The following is a 26,201-nucleotide window of genomic DNA, read 5'->3' on the forward strand; positions in this document are numbered from 1 at the left end:
CCCGGCGGCTGGCGGAGACTGCGTTGCATCCCTTCATTGCCAGGAGCCTTGAGCATGAGCGAACCGGTACGTCTGCAGGATCGAGTGGTGATCGTCACGGGGGCCGGCGGCGGCCTGGGCCGGGCCCATGCGCTGCTGTTCGCTGCGCGCGGCGCCCACGTGGTAGTCAACGACCTGGGTGGGTCTACACATGGCGAAGGCGCCAACGCCTCGGCGGCCGACCGCGTGGTGGAGGAGATCCGCGCCGCGGGCGGCTCGGCGATCGCCAACCATGACTCGGTCACCGATGGCGCGCGCATCGTCGAGCAGGCCCTTGACACATTCGGCCGGGTCGATGTGCTGGTCAACAACGCCGGCATCCTGCGCGACAAGACCTTCCACAAGATGGAAGACAGCGACTGGGAGCTGGTCTACCGCGTGCACGTCGAGGGCGCCTACAAGGTCACCCACGCCGCCTGGCCGCACCTGCGGGCGCAGAACTGGGGGCGGGTGATCTTCACTTCATCCACTTCGGGCATCTACGGCAATTTCGGCCAGGCCAACTACGGCATGGCCAAGCTCGGGCTCTACGGGCTGACCCGCACCCTGGCCATCGAGGGCCGCAAGCACGGCATCCTGGTCAACGCCATCGCCCCGACCGGCGGCACGCGCATGACCGAGGGGCTGATCCCGCCACAGGTGTTCGAACGGCTGCAGCCCGAGCTGATCAGCCCGTTGGTGGTGTATCTGGGCAGCGAACAGTGCCAGGACAGCGGCGAACTGTTCGAGGTGGGCGGCGGCTGGGTCGGCAAGGTGCGCTGGGAGCGCAGCCAGGGCGTGGGCTTCGACCCGCGTGAAGGGTTCACCCCCGAGCAGGTGGCGGACAACTGGGCGCGGATCGGTGATTTCGAGGGCGCGCAGCACCCGCAGGACAGCCTGCAGGCGTTGCAGCAGATGATGGCGAACCTGCAGAAGTATCCGTTGGGTTGAGGCGCGAGAGTCACGGTTTGGTTGGATTTGCTTGGGAGCGGGCAGGCGAGCGGGGCATGCGTGGGAGCGGGCTTGCCCCGCGATGAGGCCAGTCCAGGCAACGGCGCCACATGGCACGGGCTTCGCCCGTGATCGCGGGGCAAGCCCGCTCCCACGCAGCCCGCACCAAGCCCGCTCCCATTCCCACAAGGTTTCGCCAGGCGATTCTTGCACAAATAAAAAAGGCCGCTGCAATCGCAGCGGCCAATCGAGACGTTAGATCAAGGAGCTTCAAAATCAACGTCGGTGAACCTGGGCGGGCGCGAAAAGCAGGGGGGAGAGCCCTTCGTGCCGGCCAGTGAGATCAGAATAAGCGCATGATCCCGTGGGAAAAATAGCCGCTTATGACATTCACCTTTACGTTTCGAGTAAAAGTGCGAGGCGGACTATAGGCAGCTCTCGCGGGAAAAGTCCGTAATGCTTTGTAAGCCCTTTCACTGATCTGCGCCGTAGCCCATTCGCCAGCTGGTGGCCTGGGTGGCGGCGAGCAGGCGCCGGGCGGCCGGGCCGTGCTCGTCGGCGTGGAAGATCGAGGTAGGACCGACCACGGTCATCACTGCGGCGACCTGGCCCATGGCGTTGAACACCGGCGCGGACAGCGCGTCCACCCCCGGCATCAGCAAACCGTGCACATGGTGCAGGCCGCGCTGGCGGATCTGTTCGAGCAGGGCGGCATAGTCGTCCGCCGACTGGCCGAGTGCTGTCAGTTCCCGGTCGCGCAGCTCCACGGTCTCGCGCTCGGGCAGGTGCGCGGCGAACACCAGCCCGGTGGACGAGCTGAGCAACGGCAGCACCGAGCCGATCTGGGTCACCACCGTCACCGCCCGAACGGCCGGCTCGATGCTCACCACGGTTGCGCCCTGGTTGCCCCACACGGCGATGAAGCAGCTTTCGTTGAGCTCGTCGCGCAATTGCGACAATGGCAGCGCCGCCACCTTCAGCACATCGATGCTGCCCAGTGCCGCCATGCCTACCCGCAATGCCTCGCGGCCCAGGCCGTAGTGGTTGGTGGCCGGGTCCTGCTCGGCGAAGCCGCTGGCGATCAGCGCCTGCAGGTAGCGGTGTACCTTGCTCGCCGGCATGTCGACGTGTTCGGCGAGGCGCGACAGCGAGGTGGAGGGAGAAAGCTCGGCCAGGGCCTTGAGGATGTCGGTGCCGACTTCCGCCGAGCGGACCTTCTGTTTGCCGTTGTCGGTGCTGCTGGCTTTGGCCATGGGGGACTTCTATGCAGATTTCATGGGGTGGCGCCTTTATAGCTTGACGCCTGCGCGCGGGCAAATTACGTTATTCGTAATCTGATTACGATAAAAACAATGCAGACGCGCTGCCGCCCTTGGTGCCGGTTTCAGGATCGGGCCCGCAGCCAGCTGCCCGCAACGGCTCCCAGCAGCCCGGAGGCACCGATGACCCGCGACACTTCCCCTGAACTCGAGTACCTGAGCGGCTTCGGCAACGAATTCGCCAGCGAAGCCTTGCCCGGCGCCCTGCCGGTCGGGCAGAACTCGCCGCAGAAGGCCCCTTACGGTCTGTACGCCGAGCTGCTGTCGGGCACCGCCTTCACCATGACCCGCAGCGAACTGCGTCGCACCTGGTTGTACCGTATTCGCCCCTCGGCCCTGCACCCGCGCTTCGAGCGCCTGGAGCGCCAGCCGCTGATCGGGCCGTTGGGAGGCGTCAATCCCAACCGCTTGCGTTGGAGCCCGCAACCGATCCCGTCCGAACCGACTGACTTCATCGACGGCTGGGTGCCGATGGTGGCCAACTCGGCACCGGAGAAACCGGCCGGCGTGAGTATCTACATCTACCGCGCCAACCGTTCCATGGAGCGGGTGTTCTTCAACGCCGACGGCGAGTTGCTGCTGGTGCCCGAGCAAGGCCGCCTGCGCATCGCCACCGAGCTGGGCGTGCTCGAGGTCGGGCCGCTGGAAATTGCGGTGATCCCGCGGGGCATGAAGTTCCGGGTTGAACTGCTCGATGCCCAGGCCCGGGGCTACATTGCCGAGAACCACGGCGCGCCGCTGCGCATCCCGGACCTTGGCCCGATCGGTAGCAATGGCCTGGCCAATCCGCGTGACTTCCTCACCCCGGTCGCCCATTACGAAGAGAGCATCGGCCCAGTGCAGCTGGTGCAAAAGTTCCTCGGCGAACACTGGGCCTGCGAGCTGCAGCACTCGCCCCTGGACGTGGTCGCCTGGCACGGCAGCAACGTGCCCTACAAGTACGACCTGCGCCGCTTCAACACCATCGGCACGGTCAGCTTCGACCACCCCGACCCGTCGATCTTCACCGTGCTGACCTCGCCCACCAGCGTGCACGGCATGGCCAACATGGACTTCGTGATCTTCCCGCCGCGCTGGATGGTGGCCGAGAACACCTTCCGTCCACCATGGTTCCACCGCAACCTGATGAACGAGTTCATGGGCCTGATCCACGGTGCCTACGACGCCAAGGCCGAAGGCTTCCTGCCTGGCGGCGCTTCGCTGCACGGGGTGATGAGCGCCCACGGCCCCGACGCCGAGACTTGCGACAAGGCCATTTCGGTGGACCTGGCGCCGCACAAGATCGACAACACCATGGCCTTCATGTTCGAGACCAGCCAGGTGCTGCGCCCGAGCCGCCAGGCCCTCGAAAGCCCACAGTTGCAGGCCGACTACGATAGTTGCTGGGCCACTTTGCCGAGCACCTTCAACCCGAACCGGAGATAACCGATGAACCACACCGCCATTGCCCGTAGCTGGGTCGAGCACGCCAACGGGCACCGCGACTTCCCGTTGCAGAACCTGCCGCTAGGCATCTTCAGCCGCCCGGGGCAGGCGCCACGTTGCGGCGTGGCCATCGGCGACGCGATCCTCGATCTCGAGGCCGTGCTGGCCGCCGGGTTGTTCGAGGGGGCGGCCAAGGCTGCCGTCGAAGCCACCGTCGGTGGTGCGCTGAATGGCTTCTTCGCCCTTGGCCGCGAGGCCCGTGTCGCCTTGCGCGAGCGCCTGCTGATGCTGCTGGGCGAAGGCAGCGAGCACCAGGCTGCCCTCAAGGCCGCCCTGTACCCGGCCAGCGAATGCCAACTGCACCTGCCGGCGAAGATCGGTGACTACACCGACTTCTACGTCGGCATCGAGCACGCCAAGAACGTCGGCAAGCTGTTCCGCCCGGACAATCCGCTGCTGCCCAACTACAAGCACGTGCCGATCGGCTACCACGGCCGCGCCTCGACCATCCGCCCGTCCGGCACCGACGTGCGCCGCCCCAAGGGCCAGACCCTGCCGGCGGGCCAGACCGAGCCAAGCTTCGGCCCTTGCGCGCGCTTGGACTACGAACTGGAACTGGGCATCTGGATTGGCCAGGGCAACGACATGGGCCGGCCGATCCCGGTCGGTGACGCCGCCGAACACGTGGCTGGCTTCTGCCTGCTCAACGACTGGTCGGCACGCGATATCCAGGCCTGGGAGTACCAGCCGCTGGGCCCGTTCCTGTCCAAGAGCTTCATCACCACGGTGTCGCCGTGGGTGGTCACCGCCGAAGCCCTGGAGCCGTTCCGCTGCGCCCAGCCGGCCCGTCCGGAGGGTGACCCGCAGCCGCTGTCGTACCTGCTCGACAAGCGCGACCAGGCCGCCGGCGCCTTCGACATCGAGCTGGAAGTGCTGCTGCTGACCGAGCGCATGCGCGAGCAGAACCTGCCGGCGCATCGCTTGACCCTGAGCAGCACCCGCAGCATGTACTGGACCGTGGCACAGATGGTTGCCCACCACAGCGTCAACGGCTGCCAGCTGCAACCGGGCGACCTGTTTGGCTCAGGCACCCTGTCGGGCGCGGCGCCAGGCTCGTTCGGCAGCCTGCTGGAGATCACCGAAGGCGGCAAGCACCCGGTGGAACTGGCCAGCGGTGAAGTGCGCAAGTTCCTCGAGGACGGCGACGAGATCATCCTGCGCGCCCGTTGCGTGCGCGATGGCGTGGCCAGCATCGGCTTCGGCGAATGCCGTGGCACCATCGTCGCGGCCGGCTGAGGAGGGCAGGGCGATGGAACTGTTCACTTACTACCGCTCCACCTCTTCGTATCGGGTGCGCATCGCCCTGGCGCTCAAGGGCCTGGATTACCAGGCCCTGCCTGTGAACCTGCTCAAGGGCGAGCAGCGCGGCGCGGACTACCTGGCGCTCAATCCGCAAGGGCGGGTGCCGGCCCTGCGTACTGACGCTGGCGAGCTGCTGGTGCAGTCGCCGGCGATCATCGAATACCTGGAGGAAGCCTTCCCCGAAACGCCCCTGCTGCCCCGTGCGCCCGAAGCCCGGGCCAAGGTGCGCGGCGTGGCGGCGATCATCGGTTGCGATATCCACCCGTTGCACAACGTCAGTGTGCTCAACCAGCTGCGTCAGCTGGGGCATGACGAGGCCCAGGTCAACCGGTGGATCGGCCACTGGATCGGCCAGGGGCTGGCGGCGGTCGAGCAACTGATCGGCGATGAGGGTTTCTGCTTCGGGGCGACGCCGGGCCTCGCCGACGTCTACCTGATTCCGCAGTTGTATGCGGCTGAGCGTTTCAATATCGACCTCGGTGGCTACCCGCGCATTCGCCGGGTGGCCGCCCTGGCCGAGCAGCATCCGGCCTTCCACCAGGCCCACCCGGCGAGGCAGCCCGACACGCCCGACTGATCGCCACCGCCCGCACCTGCACTCATAACAACAAAAGACAGGGACCTTGCGATGCACAACCAGATAGCCAGCTTTCGCGCGGCGCTCGACGCGCGCCCGGTGTCACCCTATCAGTGGCGCCTGCTGCTGCTGTTGATCCTGCTGTTGGTCACCGATGGTTATGACGCCCAGGTGCTGGGCTATGTGATCCCCGCGCTGGCTCAGGACTGGGGGTTGGAAAAGGCCGCCTTCGGGCCGGTGTTCAGCGCCAACTTGTTGGGGCTGACGGTCGGTTCGCTGGCGGTGACGCCACTGGCCGACCGCTTCGGCGTGCGCCGGGTGTTGCTGTGCTGCGTACTGCTGTACGCCAGCCTGACGCTGCTGATGGTGTTCGCCTCTTCGCTCGACAGCTTGATGCTGGCGCGCTTTCTCTGCGGTATCGGCATGGGCGGCGCGATGCCCAGCGCCATGGCGCTGATGGCCGACTACGCACCGCCTCGACTGCGCACCCTGATGGTCACCCTGGCGGCCTGCGGTTTCTCCCTGGGTGGTGCTGCGGGGGGCTTCGTCGCCGCGGGCTTCATCGACTATCACGGCTGGCAGGCGGTGTTCCTCGCTGGCGGCGTGGCGCCCTTGCTGCTGTTCCCGTTCCTGGCACTGTTCCTGCCAGAGTCGCTGCCGCGCCTGCTGCGCGACGCCCCGCCCTATACGCGGCTGCAGCGGATCACCGCTCGCCTGCTGCCGGGCTGGCAGGTACCGGCGGCGCGCATCGCCACCGACGAGCCGACGGACAGCAAGCTCACCGTGGTGGCGCTGTTTCGCGAGGGGTTCGCCCGGCCCACGCTGCTGCTGTGGAGCACCTTCTTTGTCAGCCTGATCCTGTTGTACTTCATGATCAGCTGGCTGCCGTCGCTGCTGCAGGAAAGCGGCCTGGCGCTGAACCGGGCCAACCTGGTCACCTCGCTGTTCCTGTTTGCCGGCACCTTCGGCGCGGTGTGCCTGGCCTGGTGCGCCGACCGCATGGCCAACAAGGCCCACCTGCTGGCCGGCGTGCTGCTGGGGGCGGCGCTGTTCAGCGTGCTGGTCGGCCTCAACCATGACGACCCGCGCTGGCTGGTGCCCAGTGTGTTCGCCGCCGGGTTCTGCATCATTGGCGGGCAGTTGACGCTCAATGCCTTCGTCAGCAACTTCTACCCGGCCCAGGTGCGCGCCACCGGTACCGGCTGGGCCCTGGGCGTCGGGCGCTTCGGCTCAATCCTCGGGCCTTTGCTTGGCAGTCTGCTGCTGACGTTGCACATGCCGGTGGAGCAGATCTTCTTCTTCTGCGCCGTGCCGGCGCTGCTCGGCGCGCTGCTGATCAGCCGGGTACGCGCACCGCAGCCGCGCGAAGCGACGGTCAAGGGCGAGGCATTAGTGGATTGAGCGTTTGCCGCTGGGCAACTGGCCGAGGCGTTCCGTGAGTTTCAGGCGCTGCACCGGGTCGTCGGTCAGCAGCAGGGCGTGCTCCAGGTCGAAGCGCTCTGCCTGGGGGCAGTCCAGGTGCTGGTACAGCGTGGCCCGCGCCAGGTAGTCGCCGACCTGCACCGGGCCCAGTTGCATGACCCGTTCGGCATCGATCAGCGCCGCGAGGTCGTTGTCGTTGCTGATATGCAACTGGCGAAGGTTACGCGACAGGCGCTGGAGCATCTGCATCGGCGAGGCGCTGCGCAGGTGCTCGGCGGTCAGCGGCAGCTGTGGGCCGAACTGGCGGGCGAGCAGCTCGCGGCAGTCGTTGGGGTACAGGCGTCGGCCGCCGCAAGGGTCGAGCAGGTGATCGGCACCGGGCACGCGCAGCAGAAAGTGGCCGGGAAAGTTCACGCCCTCCAAAGGGATCGACAGGCGGTGGGCCAGCTCCAGGGCAAGGATCGCCAGCAGCAGAGGTTGGCCACGTCGGCGTTGCAGCACTTTGTCCATCAAGGCCACGTGCGGACGCAACGGGTGGTACTCGTCCTGCTGGTAGCCCAGGGCGTTGAGCTGACGCAGCAAGGGCTGGGCCAGTTCGTTGACCGGCAGCATCGGCAGGCTGGTGCTGACTTCGCGCTGCAGCTCCTGCAGCCTGGCCAGGCTGGCCGCGGGCTCGACAGTGCGATCATGCTCCGCGGCGATCCACAGGGCGGCTTCCAGCAGGGCGACCGGCTCGCGTTCCAGGCAGGCCAGGCAGGCTTGGCGTGGGTTCATGGGGCTTCTCCATCACGCTTAACTTGTAGCCCTGACGCGGCTTTTCGTCCAGTGGTCCGCCCGCGCGGTATGCGGCCTTGACCTGTTTATACTGGTAGGAGCACCTCTCGGGGGAGCCCGTCGATGTTCGCGCTCATGCAAAGCACCCGCACCCAGTCACTGCACCTGTTCATCGACCCGCCCACGGGTTTGAAGGCCGTGGTGGCGATTCACAGCGAACAACTGGGCCCGGCCATGGGCGGTTGTCGTTACCTGCCCTATGCCGACGACGAGAGCGCCATGACCGATGCCATCCGCCTGGCCCAGGGCATGAGCTACAAGGCGGCCCTGGCCGGCCTGCCGATGGGCGGTGGCAAGGCGGTGATCGTGCGCAATCCGCATGTGGAGAACCGTGCCGCGCTGTTCGAGGCGTTCGGGCGCTTCGTCGACACGCTTCAGGGGCGTTTCATCACGGCGGTGGACAGCGGCACCTCGACCCTCGACATGGACTGCATTGCCCAGGCCACCCCTTACGTCACCAGCACCACCGCCTCGGGCGATCCTTCGCCCCATGCGGCGATGGGCGTGTTCGCCGGCATCCGCGCCACCTCCATGGCCAGGCTGGGCAGTGACAACCTGGAAGGGCTGAGAGTGGCGGTGCAAGGGTTGGGCAACGTCGGCTATGCGCTGGCCGAGCAACTGCATGCGGCGGGTGCCGAATTGCTGGTCAGTGACCTGGATTCAGGCAAGGTGCGCCTGGCCGTGGAGCAGCTCAATGCCCACCCGGTGGCCCATGAAGCCTTGCTCAGCACGCCGTGCGATATCTTTGCGCCATGTGGCGTTGGGCCGGTGTTGAACGGACAGAGCGTGATGCAACTGCGTTGCGCGGCAGTGGCGGGTTCGGCAAACAACCAGTTGACCACGCTGCAGGTGGCCGACCAGTTGGAGAACCGGGGCATCCTGTATGCGCCGGACTACGTGATCAATGCCGGTGGGCTGATCTATGTGGCGCTGACCCATCGGGGCGAGGGGCTGGGGACCATTACCGCGCACCTGGCGCGGATACCTTCGCGGCTGACCGAAGTATTTGCCCATGCCCAGGCGGAGAAGCGTTCGCCGGCCAGGGTGGCGCAGATGCTGGCGGAAAGATTGTTGTATGGCTGATGGCCCAATCGCGGGGCAAGCCCGCTCCCACGTTGGCCGCCTTGAGTAGGAGGGGGAGCGTGGGAGCTGGCTTGCCCCGCGATGCTGTTTATTCGGCCGCGCCGCCTTCGAGCAGCTCCGCCAGCGCATCGGGCTGACTCTTGAACGCCCGGGCGAACACATCGCGGTTCTTGGCCATGTAGATCCCGGCTTCCTCGACCTGCTGCTCGCTCATCGAAGGCACGGCCTTGTGCAGTACCTCGGCCAGGCGTTCGGCCAGTTCGAGCATCTTGTCGTGACGGTCTGCTTCGGCCTTATCCATGAACAAGCGCTCCGGGTCGCGGCTGCTGCGGTACACCACTTCGACGGCCATTCATCACCTCTGTGCCTTTTTGCTGATTGGGTTGCGGACAACTGTATTTTTATACAGTACATCGCCAGGCCATCACCGTGCAACCGCAATGATGGCCAGGCAAACTGAAAATCAGCGTAGCCCACAGGTGCCCTGCGGCAATCGACCGCCTTCCAAGACAGGGGCCATGGCCCTTTAACTGCATGGCACTAGACCTTCAGTATCAGGAATCGAACAATCGTGAACATCAAATGGGCAGAAAAGCTGCGCAAGGGCCTGCACGGCTCCGCCGACTCGCTGGGCAACCTGTGTGTGGAGGCCTTCCACTACCTGGCGCTGTTCGGTATCGGCGCGATCACCGCCTATGCGGCAGTGGTGACCTTCCTGGACATGTTGGGCAAGGGCGGGGTCAGCGTCGATGACATCCTGCTGCTGTTCATCTACCTGGAGCTGGGGGCGATGGTGGGGATCTACTTCAAGACCAACCACATGCCGATCCGCTTCCTGCTCTACGTGGCGATCACCGCGCTCACGCGTTTGCTGATCGGCGATGTCTCGCACCACAAGGCGCCGGATGTCGGCTTGCTGTACGTGTGCGGCGGTATCCTGCTGCTGGCCTTCGCCATCCTGGTGGTGCGCTATGCGTCGTACCGCTACCCGTCGACCAAGGCGCTGGATGCCAGCGGCAAGGAAGTGGACGAGGGCAAATAGCCCTCAGTTGGCCAGGCCGGCGGCAGGGAAGCGGCGCTCGCCCTGCGCGGGGCGGGTCAGGGCGGCCAGCACTTCCAGCGGGTTCTGCCCCAGCTCGATGGCCAGGCCCAGGCGGATGCTGTCGATGACCCGCTGCAGACGCACCGGGTCATTGCGCTGGGCCTGGCTGATCAGGCGCTTGGCAACCACGCCGCTGTCGTCGGAGAGGGTCAGCATGATGCTGCCATCCAGGCGTTCGATACTCAGGTTGACCCGGTACTCCGGGGCGAAGGCGGCGCTGATCTGATCGAAGGGATTGTTCATGGTCGGGTTCTGCACTGAATGATTGCAGAAGTTGACCGGGCTCGGCCGAGGTTGGTTCAGGCCCGCTGATCGGTGAACAACGAAAACGCCCGGCGCAAGGCCGGGCGTTGTTGTCTGAACCATTGCCGATCAGGCGTCTGGATCGCTCAGTTCCAGGGCGCCGCGCTTGCTGCGCAACTTGCCGTAGAAGTGTTCCAGCGCGTGGTTCAGCTTGCTGGCGGCGCCATCGACGGCATGTTCCAGCGAAGTGGCGGTGTGGGTCACGGAAATCGGTTGGTGACCCTTCGGGCGAGCCTCCATCTGGCAGCGTTTGTCATGGGGACCGGGCTTGGCGCCGTTTTCGTCACGCAGGTGGACTTCAATGCGGGTGAGGTCGTCCTCGTAACGTTCGAGGCTGCTTTGCAGGGTACTGCGGACCCATTGGTCGAGACGGATGTTGCCTTCGATGTGGTTGCTGCTGTTGACCTGGATTTGCATGATTCAATCCTTATTCAGCTTGCTCGCGAGAGGCGTGCCTAGGCCACTGAGGGCGTTGGGTTTTCTGCGCCTCTTGACTCTAAAGTCAGGCAAGCACCGGATGAATTCAAGCCCCTTTGCAAAATAAATTTTCTGTTGCAAATTGGTCCGTTCGCAGCGATAGCTGCCGATCACTGCAATCAATGATGCTGTGACACGCACCTGGCCGGCCCTAAGCTCGGGCGCATCCATCTGATCCCTCGGGAGCGCAGCATGTCCAGCAACCCTCTGTTCCAGCCCTTCACCCTCGGCTCCCTCGACTTGCCGACCCGCGTGGTCATGGCGCCGATGACCCGTACCTTCTGTCCGGGCGGCGTGCCCCATGATGGCGTGGTCGACTATTACCGCCGTCGTGCCGCCGCCGGTGTCGGGTTGATCATCACCGAGGGCACCACTGTCGGGCACAAGGCGGCCAATGGCTACCCCAATGTGCCGCGCTTCCATGGCGAAGATGCCTTGGCCGGTTGGAAGCGTGTAGTCGACGCGGTACATGCCGAAGGCGGGCGCATCGTGCCGCAACTGTGGCACGTGGGCAGTGTGCGCCGCCTGGGCACCGAGCCGGATGCCGAGGTGCCGGGCTATGGCCCGAGCGGCAAGGAGAAGGATGGCCAGGTACTGGTCCAGGAGATGAGCCGCGACGACATCCGCGAGGTGATCGCCGCCTTCGCCCAGGCCGCGCGCGATGCCCAGGCCATCGGCATGGACGGTGTGGAAATCCACGGCGCCCACGGCTACCTGATCGACCAGTTCTTCTGGGAAGCCAGCAACCGTCGCGACGACGAATACGGCGGCGACCTGGCCGGACGCTCGCGTTTCGCCATCGAACTGATCCAGGCCGTGCGCACAGCCGTCGGGCCGGACTTCCCGATCATCCTGCGTTTCTCGCAATGGAAGCAGCAGGATTACAGCGCGCGCCTGGTGGAAACCCCTGAGGCCCTGGCAGCGTTCCTCAAACCCCTGTCCGACGCGGGTGTGGACATCTTCCACTGCTCCACCCGGCGCTTCTGGGAGCCGGAGTTCGAGGGCAGCGAGCTGAACCTCGCCGGCTGGACACGGCAGCTCACCGGCAAGCCGACCATTACCGTGGGCAGTGTCGGCCTGGACGGCGAGTTCCTGCAGTTCATGGTCGCCACCGACAAGGTGGCCAAGCCGGCCAGCCTCGAAGGCTTACTGCAACGCTTGCAGGACCAGGAGTTCGACCTGGTGGCCGTGGGCCGCGCCCTGCTGGTGGATGCCGAATGGGCGCGCAAAGTGCGGGACGGGCGTGAAGACGATGTGCTGCCGTTCAGCCGTGAGGCGCTGACGAGCCTTGCTTGATCGCAGGACCTGACAAATCTGCCAGTAGCTTAAGGTCTGTCAGTCACGTTCAATCTAGGCGTCATCAACTCATGGCTCGGGCCTGGACGTTGACGGGATAGCGAGGTTTTCAATGGGCATAAGCCTACTGGCGAATGATGTTCAGGCTTCCGTAATGGCGAGGGTCGAGCGACAGACCCAGCAATTCAGAGGTTATACGCCTTATGGTTATCTGCGCCCTCAGCCAGGACGTTTGGGGTTTGCCGGGCAGATTCCGGAAATTACGGTGGGTTATTTGCTCGGCAATGGCTATCGATTATACAACCCGACGCTGATGCGGTTTTGCGCGCCGGACAGTTGGAGTCCGTTTGGTGAAGGCGGATTGAATGCGTTTGCCTACTGTGAAAATAACCCGGTCAATCGAGTCGACCCGTCCGGTCACATTAAAGTTAAGCGCTTAGCTGCAGCCTTTATGAACGACCTGATTTTCCATGCGGTGGACGCGGTAAAGGGCAATTCCATTATGGAAAATATGCGTACAGGAAAAAAACTGAGTCTGTTTGACGCTACTTTCGCCGAGATAAAGGCGCGCAAGGCATTGACGTTTACTGGCGAAAACTTGAGCTATCTTCTCAATGCCAAGACAAGCGCCGAGCAGGGCCATGAGGGTGGAAAGATTATTTACGATGAGAGCAAGGACTACATTTCAGATATTCTTACAATCCAGATAATGGAGCAAAAACCGAAGCTCTATCAAGCGGTAGGTGATGTCAAGAAGTCGGCTGAGAGCCGTGATCTTGCCAAGAAGAATGAAGAACTTAGAAACTCACAGCTGAACAGAGCTGGAGGGCGAGTTGTCTGAAGAACACGTTTTATTGATCTCAGCTTTCTCGCTGATGTATGCACTATAGAGATACCCCTCGAACTGCTCGATGATCGCCGGCCAGCCCTGGCGGCTGGCGTGCTGGCGGGCATTGAGGCGCACCCGGCGCAGGGTTTCGCTTTCCTCCAGCAACCAGCAGGCGGCGTCGATGAACGCCGCCTGGTCCCCCGGCATGGCCAGCGCGCCGCTGTGGCCGTGGCGGATGTGCTGGGCGGCGGCGGCTTCATCGTAGGCGACCACGGCAAGGCCCGAGGCAAGCGCCTCGAGCACAACGTTGCCAAAGGTCTCGGTCAGGCTCGGGAACAGGAACAGGTCGCCACTGGCGTAGTGCTCGGCCAGCACTTCACCGCGCTGCGCACCGCAGAACACCGCATCGGGCAGCTGCTGTTCGAGCTGGCCGCGCAGCGGGCCATCGCCGACGATCACCAGGCGCAGCCGCCGGTGTGGGTAGGCCCTGTGCAGGGCTTCCATGCAAGGGTGCAGCAAGGCCAGGTTCTTCTCCGCGGCCAGGCGCCCGACGTGCAGCACGGCAATGTCATCCACGCCCAGCCCCCACTGTTCGCGCAGGCCCTGGCTGCGCCGTGCCGGGGTGAACAGGCTGGCATCGACCCCGCGGGCCATCAGGCCAAGGCGTTCGAAGCCGCGGCGTTCCAGTTCCAGGCGCTGGCTGATGCTGGGCACCAGGGTGATGGCGGTACGCCGATGGAACCAGCGCAGGTAGTGGGTGAGCAGCCGCGACAGCAGTCCCAGGCCATACTGCCCCGAATATTGCGCAAAGTTGGTGTGAAAACCACTGACCACCGCCACGCCCAGGCGCCGGGCGGCGCGCAGGGCGCTCAGGCCCAAGGGGCCTTCGGTGGCGATGTACAGCACGTCCGGACGTTGCCGGCGCCAGCGGCGCCAAAGCTTGTGCATCGACACTTCGCCCCACTGCAGGCCGGGGTAGCCGGGCAGTGGCCAGCCACGGCACAGCAGCAGTTCGTCATCGTTGCCCGTTGCGCTGTCGGCGGCCTGACGCGGGCGGATCAGCTCTACCTGATGCCCGCGCTGGCGCAACCCCTCGCTGAGGCGGCCAAGGGTGTTGGCCACGCCATTGATCTCGGGTGGGAAGGTTTCGCTGACCAGGGTGATGCGCAAGGACGGTGTGTTCATGACAAAAAGTGTCCGACGCCCCCGTTGCGGCCATATGACGCCTTTGTGACGTGCCGATGACGCCTGATTTTCGGCAGTTTCATCCGTATGAATATTTCCTTGCAACGCACTCAAGAACTCTCGGGACGCAGCCGATGCAGAGGCATTCGACTACAGGAATTCGCTCCGGGAGAGCGGCCATGTTCAACAGCAAACTGAAGAAAGAAATCCAGCAACTGCGCGAAGAACTGATGTCCATCGAGCAGGTCAAGAACAGCCTCGACAGCGAGATGCTGGTGCTCCAGCTCGACCCTCAGGGGCGCATCGAGTCGGTCAACGGCAACTTCGAGGCCGAGATGGGCTACCGCGCCGAGCAACTGATCGGGCGCAACATCGAGGAGATCGTCCCGGCCCATGTGAAGAAGCTCGATTTCTATCAGCGCATGAGACACGCCATCACCCGCGGCGAACACCTCAACGGCGCCTTCCGCCTGCTGCGCGGCAACGGTGAGGAAGCCTGGCTGCGCTCGATCCTGCAGCCGGTCAAGGACAGCGAAGGGCGTATCAAGTACTTCTCCCTGCATTCCAGCGACCTGACCCGCACCATCGAGACCTCCCGCGAGCATGAAAGCCTGATCAAGGCCCTGATGCGCTCAACCGCGGTGATCGAGTTCAACCTCGAAGGCCAGGTGCTGACCGCCAACGACCGCTTCCTGCAGACCATGGGCTACAGCCTGGATCAGGTTCGCGGCAAGTACCACCGCATTTTCTGCGAGCCGGAGGAGGCCAACTCGGCGGCCTACCAGGAGTTCTGGAACCGCCTGCGCCGCGGAGAGTTCGTCGCCGAGCGCTTCAAGCGCATCGACGCCCATGGCCGCGTGGTCTGGCTGGAGGCCTCGTACAACCCGATCATCGACGCCCATGACGTGCTCTACAAGGTGGTCAAGTTCGCCACCGTGATCACCGACCAGGTCAACCAGGAACTGGCCGTGGCCCAGGCCGCCGACATCGCCTACACCACCTCGCTGGAGACCGACGACAGCGCGCGCAAGGCCACCGACGTGGTGACCCAGACCGTCGAGGTGATGCGTGGGCTGGAGGGCTCGATGCAGGACGCCGCCGAGGGCATCCAGGCGCTGGACAAGCAGTCGAAGGTGATCGGCGCGATCATCAAGACCATCAGCGACATTGCCGGGCAGACCAACCTGCTGGCGCTCAACGCCGCCATCGAGGCGGCCCGCGCCGGCGAGCAGGGGCGTGGTTTCGCCGTGGTCGCCGACGAAGTGCGTCAACTGGCCTCGCGCACCAGCAGCGCCACCGAGGAAATCGCCAAGGTGGTGCAGCAGAACGAACAGTTGGCCCAGGCTGCGGTGGACATCATCGACACCAGCAAGCGCCAGGCCGAGCAAGGCCTGGCCCTGGCCGCCGATACCGGCGGGGTGATCGTCGAAATCCAGGAAGGGGCGAAGAAGGTGGTGGATGCGGTGGGGCAGTTTTCCAGCCAGCTGAGCCACTGACCGAACTCAAGTCATCGCGGGGCAAGCCCGCTCCCACGGATCCAGTGGGAGCGGGCTTGCCCCGATGGCGCTCATTCAGGCGCGCTCACGCACCCAGAACAACGTTGCCCCGGCCACCGCCGCCGGCATCATCAGCACGTTGACCCCCGGAATCATCAACGCCAGGTAGGTGATCCCGCCAAAGCCCATCGACTGCCAGCGTTTCTGCCGCAACCAGGCGAGCATGTCCTGCCAGCTCATCTTGTTGTTGTCCGCCGGGTAGTCGATGTACTGGATGGCCATCATCCAGACGCCGAACACCAGCCACAGCGGCGCGGCGATCACGTTCACCACCGGGATGAACGAGAGAATGAACAGGCCGATGGCCCGTGGCAGGAAGTAGCCCAGCTTGCGCATCTCGCGGCTGAGGGTGCGTGGCACCATGGCCATCAGCTCGGCCCAGCTGAAAGGTGGGAAGTTGTCCTGACCGCGCACCACCACCTCGACCTTTTCCGCCAGAAAGCCGTTGAACGGCGCGGCGATGATGTTGGCCAGCAGGGTGAAGCTGAAGAACACCATCAACAGCACCAGGGCGACGAACAGCGGCCACAGGATGTAGGTGAGAAAGCTCAGCCAGTCGGGCAGGGTGGGCATCAGCGCATCGACCCACAGGCTGAACTGGTGGCCGGCGAAGTAGATCAGGCCGCCGAACAGCAGCAGGTTGACCGCCAGGGGCAGCAGCACGAACAGGCGCAGGCTCGGGCTCAGGACCAGTTTCAGGCCCTCGCGCAGGTACTGGGGGCCGGAAAGGACGGGGGCTTGCATCGGAATGCTCCGCTTGAGGAAAACGCGCTGACCTTACCGAGTTTGGCGCGCCGACGAAAGGCACCGCGCCTCTGGGAAACGGCGTGTAACAAAGCATTGGGACAATGGCTGCCGGATAGAGACTGTCTATAAGGTGGATTGTCGAAGGATATTTCCTTAATCTCTGCGGCCTCGCTACAGTGCGCTCAACTTTTTTGGTTTTGGACCAACGCGTTGTAGCCTTCCCCAAGTGCTGCGTGGGTCCCTTTTAATTCCAGCTGGCGCAACCGGCGCACCGACGCCGGCCCCGTGCGGCCCGCTCGACAGGAGTTCGACATGTCCGAAGTACGTCATTCGCGCGTCATCATTCTCGGTTCCGGCCCTGCCGGTTACAGCGCCGCGGTGTATGCCGCCCGCGCCAACCTCAAGCCGCTGCTGATCACCGGCATGCAGGCGGGTGGCCAGCTGACCACCACCACCGAAGTCGACAACTGGCCGGGCGACCCCCACGGCCTGACCGGCCCGGCCCTGATGCAGCGCATGCAGGAACACGCCGAGCGCTTCGAGACCGAGATCGTCTTCGACCACATCAACGCCGTCGATCTGGCCAACAAGCCGTTCACCCTGCGCGGTGACAGCGGCACCTACACCTGCGACGCGCTGATCATTGCCACTGGCGCCAGCGCCCGCTACCTGGGCCTGCCGTCGGAAGAAACCTTCATGGGCAAGGGCGTGTCGGCCTGCGCCACCTGCGACGGCTTCTTCTACCGCAACAAGCCGGTAGCGGTCGTCGGCGGCGGCAACACCGCCGTCGAAGAGGCGCTGTACCTGGCCAACATCGCCAGCAAGGTGACCCTGGTACACCGTCGCGACACTTTCCGCGCCGAGAAGATCCTGATCGACAAGCTGCACGCCCGTGTCGCCGAAGGCAAGATCGAGCTCAAGCTCAACGCCACCCTGGACGAAGTGCTGGGTGACAACATGGGCGTGACCGGTGCGCGCCTGAAGAACAACGACGGCAGCTTCGACGAACTCAAGGTCGACGGCGTGTTCATCGCCATCGGCCACACCCCGAACACTTCGCTGTTCGAAGGCCAGCTGACCCTGAAGGACGGCTATCTGGTGGTCCACGGCGGCCGTGAAGGCAACGCCACTGCCACCAACGTCGAGGGTGTGTTCGCCGCCGGCGACGTGGCCGACCACGTCTACCGCCAGGCCATCACCTCGGCCGGTGCCGGCTGCATGGCGGCCCTGGACGTCGAGCGTTACCTGGACGGCCTGGCCAACGCCGCGCACTGATCCAGCCTTTGCGGGCCAGCCCGCTCCTGCACTGAGCGTGGGAGCGGGTTGGCCCCGCGATAAAAAAACCGGCCATCTGGCCGGTTTTTTCATGCCTTGCGAAAACCTCAGAGGCTCAGGCGCATCGACAGGTCCACCGCCTTCACATCCTTGGTCATCGCGCCGATCGAGATGTAGTCCACACCGGTGTCGGCGATCACCCGCAAGGTGGTCTCGTTGACCCCGCCGCTGGCCTCGAGTTTGGCCTTGCCCGCGGTGATACGTACCGCTTCGCGCATTTCATCCAGGCTCAGTTCGTCGAGCATGACGATATCGGCGCCCGCCGCCAGCGCCTGGCGCAGTTCGTCCAGGCTTTCCACCTCGATCTCCACCGGCTTGCCCGGGGCGATGCGGTGCGCCGCCGCCACGGCCTCGGCCACGCCACCACTGGCGGCGATGTGGTTTTCCTTGATCAGGAACGCGTCGTACAGGCCGATGCGGTGGTTGTGGCAGCCGCCGCAGGTAACCGCGTACTTCTGCGCCAGGCGCAGGCCCGGCAGGGTCTTGCGGGTATCGAGCAGGTGCACCTGGGTGCCTTCTACCAGGTCGGCCAGGAAGCGTGCGCGGGTTGCCACCCCCGAGAGCAGTTGCAGGAAGTTCAGCGCCGAGCGCTCACCACTGAGCAGCGAGCGTGCCGGGCCTTCGAGGTGGAACAGCGCCTGGTTGGCGGTAGCCCGCTCGCCATCGGCCACCTGCCAGTGCACCGCCACCCGCGGGTCGAGCTGGCGGAACACCGCATCGACCCAGGCGGTGCCGGCGATCACACAGTCCTCGCGGGTGATGATGGTCGCCTTGGCCAGGCGCTCGGCCGGGATCAGCTGGGCGGTGATGTCGCCGCTGCCGATGTCCTCGAGCAGCGCGCGGCGCACGTTGGCTTCGATTTCGGCGGTCAGGTCGGCGAGGCGTAGGTTCGGCATGGTCGGCTCCACAAGCTAGATGCCGGCGATTATAGGGCAGGGGGGCGGCGTGTACAGCTGCCGGGGTTATGACCTTTGGTCAGGCGGTTTGAGCAATTCTGCAAAAGCATTGTCCGTTGAGGCGTGCGAAAGGCGTGCTAGCAGCTGCCAGAATTTTCACCGATAATAGCGCCTTGTAATTGGCGTCATAGCTTTGACGATTCCCCTTCCAGTCGAACAACGCAACATCCAGCAAGGAGTCCGGGATGCATGATGAAGGCAAGGTGGTGCCCTTGGCGGCTGCCATCGACCGGGGTGCGCGCGCGCCCTCGCCATGCCTTCCGGTCTTGCTCCTGCAGGTGCGCGACAAGGCCGCGCTGCAACTGCGCCAGGGCTTGCAGGCGCTGTTCGACAATGCCGACGACACCCTCTTCGAAATGGCCGACAAGGCCAGTGGTCGCCTCGACCAGAACCTGTACTTCGAAGCCATGCGTGACCTGCGCCTGAAGCGCAAGAGCATCGAGCGCGGGTTCCTCGACACCTTCTACGACGCCTTTGCCCGGATCGGCCAGGGCGGCGGGCTCGAGGCCCTGGTCAGGTCACAGACCCAGGACAGGTCGGCGCTGGAGCGCAGCGTGGCCGTGCAGGCCATGGTCGATCGGGTGCTGTCGCGTGACGGGTTTCTGCTCGATCAACTGAACCTGCGCTTCACCACGTTGCTGGAAGTGCCGCTGGAGACCGCGCACAACCCACTCGGGCCTGGCAACCTCTGCGGTTACTTCCTGGATGCCGGGCGCAACCTGGGGGTCGGCGCCAACGTCAAGATGGTGCTGCTCAAGCTGTACGAGCGTTATGTGCTGCGCGACCTCGACCTGCTCTACGGCGAGGCCAGCCAGTTGCTCGCCAGTGCCGGCGTGCTGCCGGACCTGCTGCCCGCGCCACGGCGCCGTGCCGAGGACCGGCGCGGCATCGCCAGGCGCGTGCCGGCCAGCATCATGCCGGGCGGGCTGCCCGACTCCGCCGGCCAGGCGTTCTTCGCCTCGGTGCAGGCGCTGCTGGCGCCGGTGCGCGGGCGGGTCACGCCGCGTTTGCAGGCGGCCGGCGCGGCCCAGCCGACCAGTACCGGCGACCTGCTGCGCCTGCTCACCCACTTGCAGCACTATGTGCCGGCCCCTGGCGAGCCGGATGACTTCAACCTCGGCCAGCAGCTGGAGCAACTGCTGTTGCGGGTGAGTGTGCGCAGCGGCACGCGGCGGCGCATTGCCACCGACGACGAAGACACGATCAACCTGGTCGATATGCTGTTCGCCTTCATCCAGGGTGACCACAACCTGCCGGCCAGCCTGCGCGCGTTGATCGTGCGCCTGCATATTCCGGTACTCAAGGTGGCGCTGATCGACAAGGGCATGTTCAGCCGTGGCAGCCACCCGGCGCGCCGCCTGCTCAACGAAATCGCCGCCGCGGCCATTGGCTGGGAGACCGAGGCCGAGGGGCTGCGCGACAGCCTGCACCTGCGTGTAGAGCGTATCGTGCAGCGCCTGCTCAATGATTTTTCTGACGATTGCGCCCTGTTCGACGAGCTCCTCGATGAGTTCCTCGCTTTCAGCCAGGATGAACGTCGGCGCAACGAACTGCTTGAGCAGCGCACCCGTGACGCCGAGGAGGGCCGTGCCCGTACGCTGCTAGCTCGTCAGCGTGTGCAGCAGGAGCTGAACGACCGCCTGCATGGCCGGGTGCTGCCGCAGGTGGTGGTGCAGATGTTGGTGCAATCCTGGAGCCAGGTACTGCTGCTGGCCTGGCTGAAGCAGGGTGAGGCTTCGCCTGTCTGGGCCGAGGCCCTGGCGACGGTGGACGACCTGCTGGTCAGCATTGCCCCGTACCGTGAGCCGCAACGCCTGCTGGAGCAGGTGCCGGGCCTGCTCAAGGCGCTGCGCGACGGTTTGGCCGGGGTGGCGCTGGACTCCGCCGCCACCCGTGATTTCTTCCTGCAACTGGAGAAGCTGCACCAGCGTGCCTGTGGCGGCACGCCGGAGCCGGATGCCGCGCTGGACGACGTGTGGGTGGAGGACGATATCGTGCTGGTCGTCAGCGATGAGTCCGAGTTGGACGCCGGCTTGACGCTCGATGAGCATGACCCTGCCGTTAATCAGGTACAGCGGTTGCAGGTCGGCACCTGGGTCGAGGTGATGGACGACGACGAGCCGCTGCGCTGCAAGCTGGTGGCGCGTATCGACAGCAACGACCGGCTGGTCTTCAGCAACCGCACCGGTATGAAAGTGCGCGAGTGGAACCGCATGGGCCTGGCCATGGCCCTGCGCCGTGGCGAGGTACGCTTGCTGGACGATGGCCTGCTGTTCGAGCGGGCGCTGGAGGCGGTGCTGGAGCAGTTGCGTGGGCAGCAGGCGCAGTAAAGCCGAGTCTTCCTGCACAATCATTTACATGCAAGCACTGGCCGCCCACGGCATACTGACCATCTGTCTCGGGCGTCATTTCAGGATCTGCACCATGCAATTGGACCGCGCGACCGGCTGGTTCACCGGCGTCAGCCACTGCCCCTCGCCGAACTTCAACGCCCGCCCCGATGGCGAGGCCATTGCGCTGCTGGTCATCCACAACATCAGCCTGCCTCCGGCCTGCTTCGGCACCGGCAAGGTGCAACAGTTCTTCCAGAACCGCCTGGACCCGGACGAGCACCCGTATTTCGCCACCATCAACCACCTGACCGTCTCGGCGCACCTGTTCGTCGAGCGCGATGGCGCGGTGACCCAGTTCGTCTCGCTGCTCGATCGCGCCTGGCATGCCGGCGTGTCACGCTTCGGCGAGCGCGAGGGCTGCAACGATTTTTCCATCGGCATCGAGCTGGAGGGCACTGACGAGCTGCCCTACACCGATGCCCAGTACGCCACCCTGGAGCAGTTGACCCGCGAGATCCGCGCGGCTTGGCCGGTGATCGACGCCCAGCGCATCTGTGGCCACAACGATATCGCCCCGCAGCGCAAGACCGACCCGGGCCCGGCCTTCGACTGGCCGCGCTACCGGGCCGCGCTGCAACGCAACGAGGACAAGGCATGAGTTTTCTGGTGTTGGTGCTGGCGCTGTGGGTCGAGAAGTTCTCGGCCCTGCGCCAGCGGTTGCAGCGCGACGGCTTCTACCTGGGTGAGCTGGTGCGCCTGGAGCGCAGCGGCAAGGTCCACCCCTGGTGGACGCTGGGTATCCTGATCCTGGCGCCGGTGGTGCTGCTCGTGCTGCTTTTGCATGTGCTGGAGCCGGTGGCCTACGGCTTGCTGGCGCTGCCGCTGCATTTGCTGGTTTTGATCTACAGCCTGGGGCGCGGCGATGTGAAAGCGGCGCTCGGGCCGTTTCGCGATGCTTGGCGCCGGGGTGATGAACAGGCCGCGCTGCATGTGGCCGAGCGCGACCTGGGGCTGGCCGCCGACGATGCACAGAGCTTGATCAGGCAGGTTCAGGGCCACCTGCTGTGGCAGGCCTACCAGAGCTTCTTCGCGGTGATCTTCTGGTATTTCCTGCTTGGCCCGGCGGCGGCACTGGCCTACCGCCTGCTGGCGCTGACCATGGACAACAGCCGCCAGCCGGCCTTGCAGAGCCTGGCCGGGCAACTGCGCCACGCCATGGACTGGCTGCCGGTACGGGTGATGACGGTGAGTTTCGCCCTGGTCGGCAACTTCGTCGCGGTGACCCGCGTGATGCTGCACGAGCTGCTCGATTGGCACGTCAGCGCCGGACACCTGGTGGCCAAGGTTGGCCGGGTGGCCGACGATATCCCCGAGGAAGAGGACCGCCAGCGCGGCCTGGAGCGGCTGGACAGCCTGTGGGAGCTGCTGCTGCGCTGCGCGGTGCTGTGGTATGCCTGCTTCGCGCTGTGGACGGTACTGATCTGAACCGTTCGCTACCGAGTTGATCGCTTAACCATAAGTTACAAACCTTGATTCCAATCTGCGCTATACAAAGCCACTGGCCCTAGATGGCCTAGTGCTACCCCGCAGAACAACAAGAATTCAAGGAGGTGACCTGTGAAGCGTCTGCTCTATCCGGCCATCGCACTGATGAACCGGCTGAGCTTCGGCATGAAGTTCAGCCTGATCAGCGTCCTGTTCTTCCTGCCCATGCTGGTCACCAGCTTTTATCTGGTACGCGACGCCTACAGCCAGCTCCAGGCAACCCGTGGTGAATTGCAGGGGCTGGCGCCGTTGTCGGAGAGCCTGACGTTGCGCGGCGACCTGGAGACCCTGGGCAATCTGCTGCAAATCAATGCCGTGTTGGGCCAGTCGGGCCAGGCCGGCGATGTGGAAAGCCGCATCGCGGCGCTGCAGGACAAGGTCCAGTCCCGGCTCGATGGCCTCAAGGGTAGCGACCCTGCGTTCGAGGCCAAGCGTGCCGAGCTGGCCGAGGCCTTTGCCAGTGCCCGTGACGAAAGCTCGCTGCAGAACAAGGCGGCGCTGTTCGACAAGTTGCTGGCTCAGGCCCAGGTGCTGGGCAAGCTGGTGGCCAGCCAGTCTGGCCTCAGCCAGGACAGCCAGGCCTCGGTGCGTCAGTTGAGCGAGCTGCTCGGCAATGCCACCGCCCAGGTGACCCAGGCCATCGGTGAGGGCCGGGCAATGGGCGCGGTGGCCCTGGGCCGTGGCTTCATGGACTCCTCGGGCAGCGCGCGTTTCGAAGACCTGCTGCAGCGCCTGGAGCGCTTGTCCGCCGATTACGCCATTCGCCTGGATGACGCCCTGGCAACCGATGCCGGGCTCAAGCTCGCGCTCGCCGGCAGCGCCCAGGCCAGCCAGGCCACCGTCAAGCAGGCGGCGACCCTGTTCGAGGACCAGGTGGTGGTGGCCGAGAGCCTGGACGCGCCGTGGGCCGGTTTCTACCAGCAGACCAGCGACCTGATGGCGCAAACCTACCGCTTGAACGATGCCGTGCTGGCCCATCTGCACGGGCAACTGGAAGAGCGCCTCGGCCAGCATCGCCTGCGCACGGCCGCGCTGGTGGCGGCTTTGGCCAGCGTCTTCGCATTGATCATCTACCTCTACAGCGGCTTCTACGTGTCCACCCGGGAAACCCTCGGCAATCTCGGCAACGCCATGGACAAGGTGGCCGCAGGCGACATGACCATCAGCTTCCAGGCCAGCAGCCGGGACGAACTGGGCGAACTGGGGCGCGGTTTCAATGAGACGGTGCGGCGCATTCGCGGGCTGATCGAGCAGGTCGGCGAGACCGTGACCACGGTCGAGGAGCAGGCCGGCCAGGTGTTGTCGGTGTCGAGCCGCAGCAACCAGGCAGTCAGTGGCCAGCGCGAGCAGATCGAGCAGGTGGCCACGGCCATGAACCAGATGAGCGCCACCGCGCTGGAGGTCGCCCGCAGCGCGGCCCTGGCCGCCGAAGGCGCGCAGCGGGTCAACCATGAGAGCGCCTCGGGCCGCGACCTGGTGGCGAGCCAGCAGGGCAGCATCGCCCGCCTGGCCGGCGAGATCGACCAGAGCGTGGCGGCTGTGAACCAGCTGGCGGGCGACAGCCAGGCCATCGGCCGGGTATTGGAGGTGATCCGCAGCATCGCCGAGCAGACCAACTTGCTGGCCCTCAACGCCGCCATCGAAGCGGCCCGCGCCGGCGAGCAGGGCAGGGGGTTTGCCGTGGTCGCCGACGAGGTGCGCACCCTGGCCAGGCGCACCCAGGACTCCACCGAGGAGATTGCGCAGATGATCCAGCGCCTGCGCGAAGGCGTGGGCGCGGCGGTGCGGGTGATGGGCAGCAGCCACCAGATGGCCGCCGGCACCGTGGACGAAGCGCGCCAGGTGCAACAGGCGCTGGGCAATATCCTTGGCGCGGTCGGCGGGATTGTCGAGCAGAACCAGCAGATCGCCGCCGCCGTCGAGCAGCAGACCGCCGTGGCCCATGACATCGACCAGAACATCGTGGCGATCAACCGTGCGGCGCAGGACACTACCGAAGGCGCTTGTCAGACCGAAGATGCCAGCCGCGCGTTGTCGGCGCAGGTGGTGGAGCTCAAGCGGTTGATCGGGGCGTTTCGGGTCTAAGCAGTGGCATTGAAAAACCGACGCAAGTCGGTTTTTCGTTTGGGGTGTCTCAGGGGGAGGATTGGCGGGCTTCGTAATGGCGTGTCTGGTAAGGCAGCAGGGCTTGCGCTTTCAAACCGAGCCCTTCATCAAGCCCCCAGTATGCTGCCAACTCATCACGGCGCTTGCGTACAGCGCTCGGTGGCAGGGCAATTGGCATGGCGTGGGGAAACAGCTCAAGTGCATGGCGGGTATCCATGACGCGGTGGACTGACACACAGGAGAAACGCGTCAGCTTTTCCAACAAGTAACCCACTCGACGGACCTGAAGCTCATCAGGGTGGCGGCTAAGAAATACTCGGGCAGCGCCGACCAGGTCGACATCCGAATACCAGACAGCCTGTGCCACACGGACAAGCGTCGAGTCATCCGCTTGACTCAGGGGGAGCCTGGCAAGTTTGTTCAAGGCGGATGTGAAGAGAATCAGGGCTTGTCCCAGATCGCTGTGGGTGTTCGGGTGTGGAGGCGTTACATTCAGACTGTCCATTGCCAACCTCGATGTCCTTGTGACTAGCTCGTAGGCGTACTTGAACAAGGTTCACTCAGGCGCGTTCGGGGCATCAATCTAGTTGGACGGTCGAGGTGTCGGAAATAGGAAAGTAGCTTCTGGGTGTTGCCAAAGGGCAGGCTGGAACAGTGGTGATTTACCAGCCAAATAGTGCGCAGGCGTTGTGGCTACTGGCCTTGGCCAATTGCTCGACATCAACGCCGATAACTTCAGCCAGTGCCTGTGCAATTTCTGGTAAATATTCCGGGCTGTTGCGCTGCCCGGGGAACATCGCCGGCGCCATGTCCGGCGCGTCGGTTTCCAGCACCACGCTGTCCAGCGGCAGGCGTGGCAAGGTCTTGCGCAGGCGCAACGCCTGGGGCCAGGTGCCGGCGCCGCCGAGTCCCAGCTTGAAGCCGAGCTTGATGTACTCCCGCGCCTCCTCGTAGCTGCCGGCAAAGGCATGGATGATCCCCGCCCGCGCTGGCTTGTAGCGCTTGAGCGTGGCGATCACCTGGGCGTGGCTGCGACGCACGTGCAGCAGCGACGGCAACTCGAAGTCGCAGGCCAGTTGCAGTTGGGCTTCGAACAACGCCTGCTGGCGCGTCGGGTCCAGTTCGGGCAGGTAGAAGTCCAGGCCGAACTCACCCACCGCGCACAGCCGTGGATTGCCGCGCAGGCGTTCGAGCCAGTCGCGCAACTGCGCCAGGTGCTCGGGACGGTGCTGCTCGAGGTAGATCGGGTGCAGCCCCAACGCCGCGTACACGCCTTCGTTGGCGCAGGCCAGGTCCCAGACCCGCTGGAAGTTGTCCTGGTACACCCCCAGCACCACCATGCGCTCCACCCCGCGCGCCGCCGCGTTGGCTAGCAGGCGCGGGCGGTCGGCGTCGAAATCAGGGAAGTCGAGGTGGGTGTGGGTGTCGATCAGGCGCATG

The 26,201-nt window shown here is 64.9% G+C and carries 24 protein-coding genes and 3 pseudogenes; 17 read left to right on the top strand and 10 right to left on the bottom strand.

Features of this window, described 5'->3' with window-relative positions; translation table 11 throughout:
* Positions 1-54 precede the first annotated feature (54 nt).
* Positions 55-969, top strand: a complete 915-nt coding sequence (locus ABZO33_RS09375) for an SDR family oxidoreductase (RefSeq protein ID WP_414535827.1) — start codon at positions 55-57, stop codon at positions 967-969.
* A gap of 473 nt (positions 970-1,442) precedes the next feature.
* On the opposite strand, the gene ABZO33_RS09380 is transcribed toward ABZO33_RS09375, so the two are convergent.
* Entirely contained in the window at positions 1,443-2,222 is a 780-nt protein-coding gene (locus ABZO33_RS09380) for an IclR family transcriptional regulator (RefSeq protein WP_367857089.1), read from the bottom strand.
* A gap of 189 nt (positions 2,223-2,411) precedes the next feature.
* Between ABZO33_RS09380 and hmgA the strand changes: the two genes are divergently transcribed.
* From hmgA to ABZO33_RS09400, 4 genes are read left to right on the top strand one after another with little or no spacing between them, the layout of a single operon-like run.
* Positions 2,412-3,713 carry a homogentisate 1,2-dioxygenase gene (hmgA, locus tag ABZO33_RS09385; protein ID WP_414535828.1) on the top strand — a complete coding sequence of 434 codons (1,302 nt, stop codon included), beginning with the start codon at positions 2,412-2,414 and terminating at the stop codon, positions 3,711-3,713.
* Between the two features lie 3 nt (positions 3,714-3,716).
* Positions 3,717-5,009 carry a fumarylacetoacetase gene (gene fahA, locus ABZO33_RS09390; RefSeq protein WP_414535829.1) on the top strand — a complete coding sequence of 431 codons (1,293 nt, stop codon included), beginning with the start codon at positions 3,717-3,719 and terminating at the stop codon, positions 5,007-5,009.
* Between the two features lie 13 nt (positions 5,010-5,022).
* On the top strand, positions 5,023-5,652 hold the full coding sequence (gene maiA, locus ABZO33_RS09395) for a maleylacetoacetate isomerase (RefSeq protein ID WP_414535830.1): 630 nt from the start codon (positions 5,023-5,025) through the stop codon (positions 5,650-5,652).
* Between the two features lie 51 nt (positions 5,653-5,703).
* Positions 5,704-7,053, top strand: a complete 1,350-nt coding sequence (locus ABZO33_RS09400) for an MFS transporter (RefSeq protein WP_414535831.1) — start codon at positions 5,704-5,706, stop codon at positions 7,051-7,053.
* On the opposite strand, the gene ABZO33_RS09405 is transcribed toward ABZO33_RS09400, so the two are convergent.
* Positions 7,042-7,848, bottom strand: coding sequence for a SirB1 family protein (locus ABZO33_RS09405; RefSeq protein WP_414535832.1), 807 nt, complete (start codon positions 7,846-7,848; stop codon positions 7,042-7,044). The two genes, ABZO33_RS09400 and ABZO33_RS09405, sit on opposite strands and share 12 nt — an antisense overlap.
* Positions 7,849-7,971: 123 nt before the next feature.
* Here ABZO33_RS09405 and ABZO33_RS09410 point away from each other — a divergent pair, with 123 nt between their 5' ends.
* Positions 7,972-8,991: a Leu/Phe/Val dehydrogenase gene (locus ABZO33_RS09410; RefSeq protein WP_414535833.1), complete on the top strand. Its 1,020-nt coding sequence runs from the start codon at positions 7,972-7,974 to the stop codon at positions 8,989-8,991.
* Positions 8,992-9,079: 88 nt separating this feature from the next.
* On the opposite strand, the gene ABZO33_RS09415 is transcribed toward ABZO33_RS09410, so the two are convergent.
* Positions 9,080-9,343, bottom strand: coding sequence for a YebG family protein (locus ABZO33_RS09415; RefSeq protein WP_414535834.1), 264 nt, complete (start codon positions 9,341-9,343; stop codon positions 9,080-9,082).
* Between the two features lie 219 nt (positions 9,344-9,562).
* Between ABZO33_RS09415 and ABZO33_RS09420 the strand changes: the two genes are divergently transcribed.
* Positions 9,563-10,033, top strand: coding sequence for a phosphate-starvation-inducible protein PsiE (locus ABZO33_RS09420; RefSeq protein ID WP_031315617.1), 471 nt, complete (start codon positions 9,563-9,565; stop codon positions 10,031-10,033).
* 3 nt (positions 10,034-10,036) lie between these two features.
* On the opposite strand, the gene ABZO33_RS09425 is transcribed toward ABZO33_RS09420, so the two are convergent.
* Both ABZO33_RS09425 and ABZO33_RS09430 read right to left on the bottom strand, forming a co-directional pair.
* A complete protein-coding gene (locus ABZO33_RS09425; protein WP_046857083.1) occupies positions 10,037-10,336 on the bottom strand; it encodes a DUF3509 domain-containing protein in 300 nt (99 codons plus the stop codon).
* A 129-nt stretch (positions 10,337-10,465) separates the two neighbouring features.
* Entirely contained in the window at positions 10,466-10,813 is a 348-nt protein-coding gene (locus ABZO33_RS09430; protein ID WP_023630676.1) for an HPF/RaiA family ribosome-associated protein, read from the bottom strand.
* A gap of 252 nt (positions 10,814-11,065) precedes the next feature.
* On the opposite strand from ABZO33_RS09430, the gene ABZO33_RS09435 reads away from it, so the two are divergent.
* Both ABZO33_RS09435 and ABZO33_RS09440 read left to right on the top strand, forming a co-directional pair.
* Positions 11,066-12,169, top strand: a complete 1,104-nt coding sequence (locus ABZO33_RS09435; RefSeq protein WP_414535835.1) for an NADH:flavin oxidoreductase — start codon at positions 11,066-11,068, stop codon at positions 12,167-12,169.
* Positions 12,170-12,281: 112 nt separating this feature from the next.
* Positions 12,282-13,010 carry an RHS repeat-associated core domain-containing protein gene (locus ABZO33_RS09440; RefSeq protein WP_414535836.1) on the top strand — a complete coding sequence of 243 codons (729 nt, stop codon included), beginning with the start codon at positions 12,282-12,284 and terminating at the stop codon, positions 13,008-13,010.
* On the opposite strand, the gene ABZO33_RS09445 is transcribed toward ABZO33_RS09440, so the two are convergent.
* Positions 12,975-14,183, bottom strand: a complete 1,209-nt coding sequence (locus ABZO33_RS09445) for a glycosyltransferase family 4 protein (protein WP_414535837.1) — start codon at positions 14,181-14,183, stop codon at positions 12,975-12,977. The two genes, ABZO33_RS09440 and ABZO33_RS09445, sit on opposite strands and share 36 nt — an antisense overlap.
* A gap of 269 nt (positions 14,184-14,452) precedes the next feature.
* Here ABZO33_RS09445 and ABZO33_RS09450 point away from each other — a divergent pair.
* A pseudogene (locus tag ABZO33_RS09450) lies at positions 14,453-15,085 on the top strand (PAS domain-containing protein); the annotation flags it as partial.
* Positions 15,086-15,259: 174 nt separating this feature from the next.
* Positions 15,260-15,679 (top strand): annotated as a pseudogene (locus ABZO33_RS09455) (methyl-accepting chemotaxis protein); the annotation flags it as partial.
* Between the two features lie 75 nt (positions 15,680-15,754).
* On the opposite strand, the gene cysZ reads toward ABZO33_RS09455, so the two are convergent.
* Positions 15,755-16,483, bottom strand: coding sequence for a sulfate transporter CysZ (cysZ, locus tag ABZO33_RS09460; RefSeq protein WP_414535838.1), 729 nt, complete (start codon positions 16,481-16,483; stop codon positions 15,755-15,757).
* A 315-nt stretch (positions 16,484-16,798) separates the two neighbouring features.
* Between cysZ and trxB the strand changes: the two genes are divergently transcribed.
* Positions 16,799-17,761, top strand: coding sequence for a thioredoxin-disulfide reductase (trxB, locus tag ABZO33_RS09465; RefSeq protein ID WP_367857081.1), 963 nt, complete (start codon positions 16,799-16,801; stop codon positions 17,759-17,761).
* 107 nt (positions 17,762-17,868) lie between these two features.
* Here trxB and nadC read toward each other — a convergent pair whose 3' ends face one another.
* Positions 17,869-18,717: a carboxylating nicotinate-nucleotide diphosphorylase gene (nadC, locus tag ABZO33_RS09470; protein WP_414535839.1), complete on the bottom strand. Its 849-nt coding sequence runs from the start codon at positions 18,715-18,717 to the stop codon at positions 17,869-17,871.
* A gap of 245 nt (positions 18,718-18,962) precedes the next feature.
* Between nadC and ABZO33_RS09475 the strand changes: the two genes are divergently transcribed.
* From ABZO33_RS09475 to ABZO33_RS09495, 5 genes and pseudogenes are all read left to right on the top strand, one after another.
* Positions 18,963-21,107, top strand: a complete 2,145-nt coding sequence (locus ABZO33_RS09475; RefSeq protein ID WP_414535840.1) for a DUF1631 domain-containing protein — start codon at positions 18,963-18,965, stop codon at positions 21,105-21,107.
* 94 nt (positions 21,108-21,201) lie between these two features.
* Positions 21,202-21,768, top strand: a complete 567-nt coding sequence (gene ampD, locus ABZO33_RS09480) for a 1,6-anhydro-N-acetylmuramyl-L-alanine amidase AmpD (RefSeq protein ID WP_414535841.1) — start codon at positions 21,202-21,204, stop codon at positions 21,766-21,768.
* Complete coding sequence (gene ampE, locus ABZO33_RS09485) at positions 21,765-22,595, top strand: regulatory signaling modulator protein AmpE (protein WP_414535842.1); 831 nt, start codon at positions 21,765-21,767, stop codon at positions 22,593-22,595. The genes ampD and ampE overlap by 4 nt, the downstream gene beginning before the upstream one ends.
* A gap of 996 nt (positions 22,596-23,591) precedes the next feature.
* Positions 23,592-23,882, top strand: a pseudogene (locus ABZO33_RS09490) (HAMP domain-containing protein); the annotation flags it as partial.
* Positions 23,883-24,035: 153 nt separating this feature from the next.
* A complete protein-coding gene (locus ABZO33_RS09495) occupies positions 24,036-24,740 on the top strand; it encodes a methyl-accepting chemotaxis protein (RefSeq protein ID WP_376752406.1) in 705 nt (234 codons plus the stop codon).
* A 49-nt stretch (positions 24,741-24,789) separates the two neighbouring features.
* Here ABZO33_RS09495 and ABZO33_RS09500 read toward each other — a convergent pair whose 3' ends face one another.
* Entirely contained in the window at positions 24,790-25,266 is a 477-nt protein-coding gene (locus tag ABZO33_RS09500; RefSeq protein WP_414535843.1) for a hypothetical protein, read from the bottom strand.
* A gap of 157 nt (positions 25,267-25,423) precedes the next feature.
* Positions 25,424-26,200, bottom strand: coding sequence for a TatD family hydrolase (locus ABZO33_RS09505; protein ID WP_414535844.1), 777 nt, complete (start codon positions 26,198-26,200; stop codon positions 25,424-25,426).
* Between the last annotated feature and the right edge of the window lies 1 nt (position 26,201).

Origin of the sequence: Pseudomonas sp. CAM1A (assembly GCF_047501685.1) — a bacterium.
GTDB lineage: Bacteria > Pseudomonadota > Gammaproteobacteria > Pseudomonadales > Pseudomonadaceae > Aquipseudomonas.

Bases quoted from the DNA above. Each gene is read 5' to 3' on its own strand.
- ABZO33_RS09400 (WP_414535831.1), top strand. From the start codon at position 5,704: ATGCACAACCAGATAGCCAGCTTTCGCGCGGCGCTCGACGCGCGCCCG.
- ampE (WP_414535842.1), top strand. From the start codon at position 21,765: ATGAGTTTTCTGGTGTTGGTGCTGGCGCTGTGGGTCGAGAAGTTCTCG.
- ABZO33_RS09410 (WP_414535833.1), top strand. From the start codon at position 7,972: ATGTTCGCGCTCATGCAAAGCACCCGCACCCAGTCACTGCACCTGTTC.
- ABZO33_RS09380 (WP_367857089.1), bottom strand. From the start codon at position 2,222: ATGGCCAAAGCCAGCAGCACCGACAACGGCAAACAGAAGGTCCGCTCG.
- ABZO33_RS09440 (WP_414535836.1), top strand. From the start codon at position 12,282: ATGGGCATAAGCCTACTGGCGAATGATGTTCAGGCTTCCGTAATGGCG.
- hmgA (WP_414535828.1), top strand. From the start codon at position 2,412: ATGACCCGCGACACTTCCCCTGAACTCGAGTACCTGAGCGGCTTCGGC.
- trxB (WP_367857081.1), top strand. From the start codon at position 16,799: ATGTCCGAAGTACGTCATTCGCGCGTCATCATTCTCGGTTCCGGCCCT.
- cysZ (WP_414535838.1), bottom strand. From the start codon at position 16,483: ATGCAAGCCCCCGTCCTTTCCGGCCCCCAGTACCTGCGCGAGGGCCTG.
- nadC (WP_414535839.1), bottom strand. From the start codon at position 18,717: ATGCCGAACCTACGCCTCGCCGACCTGACCGCCGAAATCGAAGCCAAC.
- ampD (WP_414535841.1), top strand. From the start codon at position 21,202: ATGCAATTGGACCGCGCGACCGGCTGGTTCACCGGCGTCAGCCACTGC.
- ABZO33_RS09500 (WP_414535843.1), bottom strand. From the start codon at position 25,266: ATGGACAGTCTGAATGTAACGCCTCCACACCCGAACACCCACAGCGAT.
- maiA (WP_414535830.1), top strand. From the start codon at position 5,023: ATGGAACTGTTCACTTACTACCGCTCCACCTCTTCGTATCGGGTGCGC.
- fahA (WP_414535829.1), top strand. From the start codon at position 3,717: ATGAACCACACCGCCATTGCCCGTAGCTGGGTCGAGCACGCCAACGGG.
- ABZO33_RS09505 (WP_414535844.1), bottom strand. From the start codon at position 26,200: ATGCGCCTGATCGACACCCACACCCACCTCGACTTCCCTGATTTCGAC.
- ABZO33_RS09425 (WP_046857083.1), bottom strand. From the start codon at position 10,336: ATGAACAATCCCTTCGATCAGATCAGCGCCGCCTTCGCCCCGGAGTAC.
- ABZO33_RS09375 (WP_414535827.1), top strand. From the start codon at position 55: ATGAGCGAACCGGTACGTCTGCAGGATCGAGTGGTGATCGTCACGGGG.
- ABZO33_RS09415 (WP_414535834.1), bottom strand. From the start codon at position 9,343: ATGGCCGTCGAAGTGGTGTACCGCAGCAGCCGCGACCCGGAGCGCTTG.
- ABZO33_RS09495 (WP_376752406.1), top strand. From the start codon at position 24,036: ATGAGCGCCACCGCGCTGGAGGTCGCCCGCAGCGCGGCCCTGGCCGCC.
- ABZO33_RS09435 (WP_414535835.1), top strand. From the start codon at position 11,066: ATGTCCAGCAACCCTCTGTTCCAGCCCTTCACCCTCGGCTCCCTCGAC.
- ABZO33_RS09430 (WP_023630676.1), bottom strand. From the start codon at position 10,813: ATGCAAATCCAGGTCAACAGCAGCAACCACATCGAAGGCAACATCCGT.
- ABZO33_RS09475 (WP_414535840.1), top strand. From the start codon at position 18,963: ATGCATGATGAAGGCAAGGTGGTGCCCTTGGCGGCTGCCATCGACCGG.
- ABZO33_RS09405 (WP_414535832.1), bottom strand. From the start codon at position 7,848: ATGAACCCACGCCAAGCCTGCCTGGCCTGCCTGGAACGCGAGCCGGTC.
- ABZO33_RS09445 (WP_414535837.1), bottom strand. From the start codon at position 14,183: ATGAACACACCGTCCTTGCGCATCACCCTGGTCAGCGAAACCTTCCCA.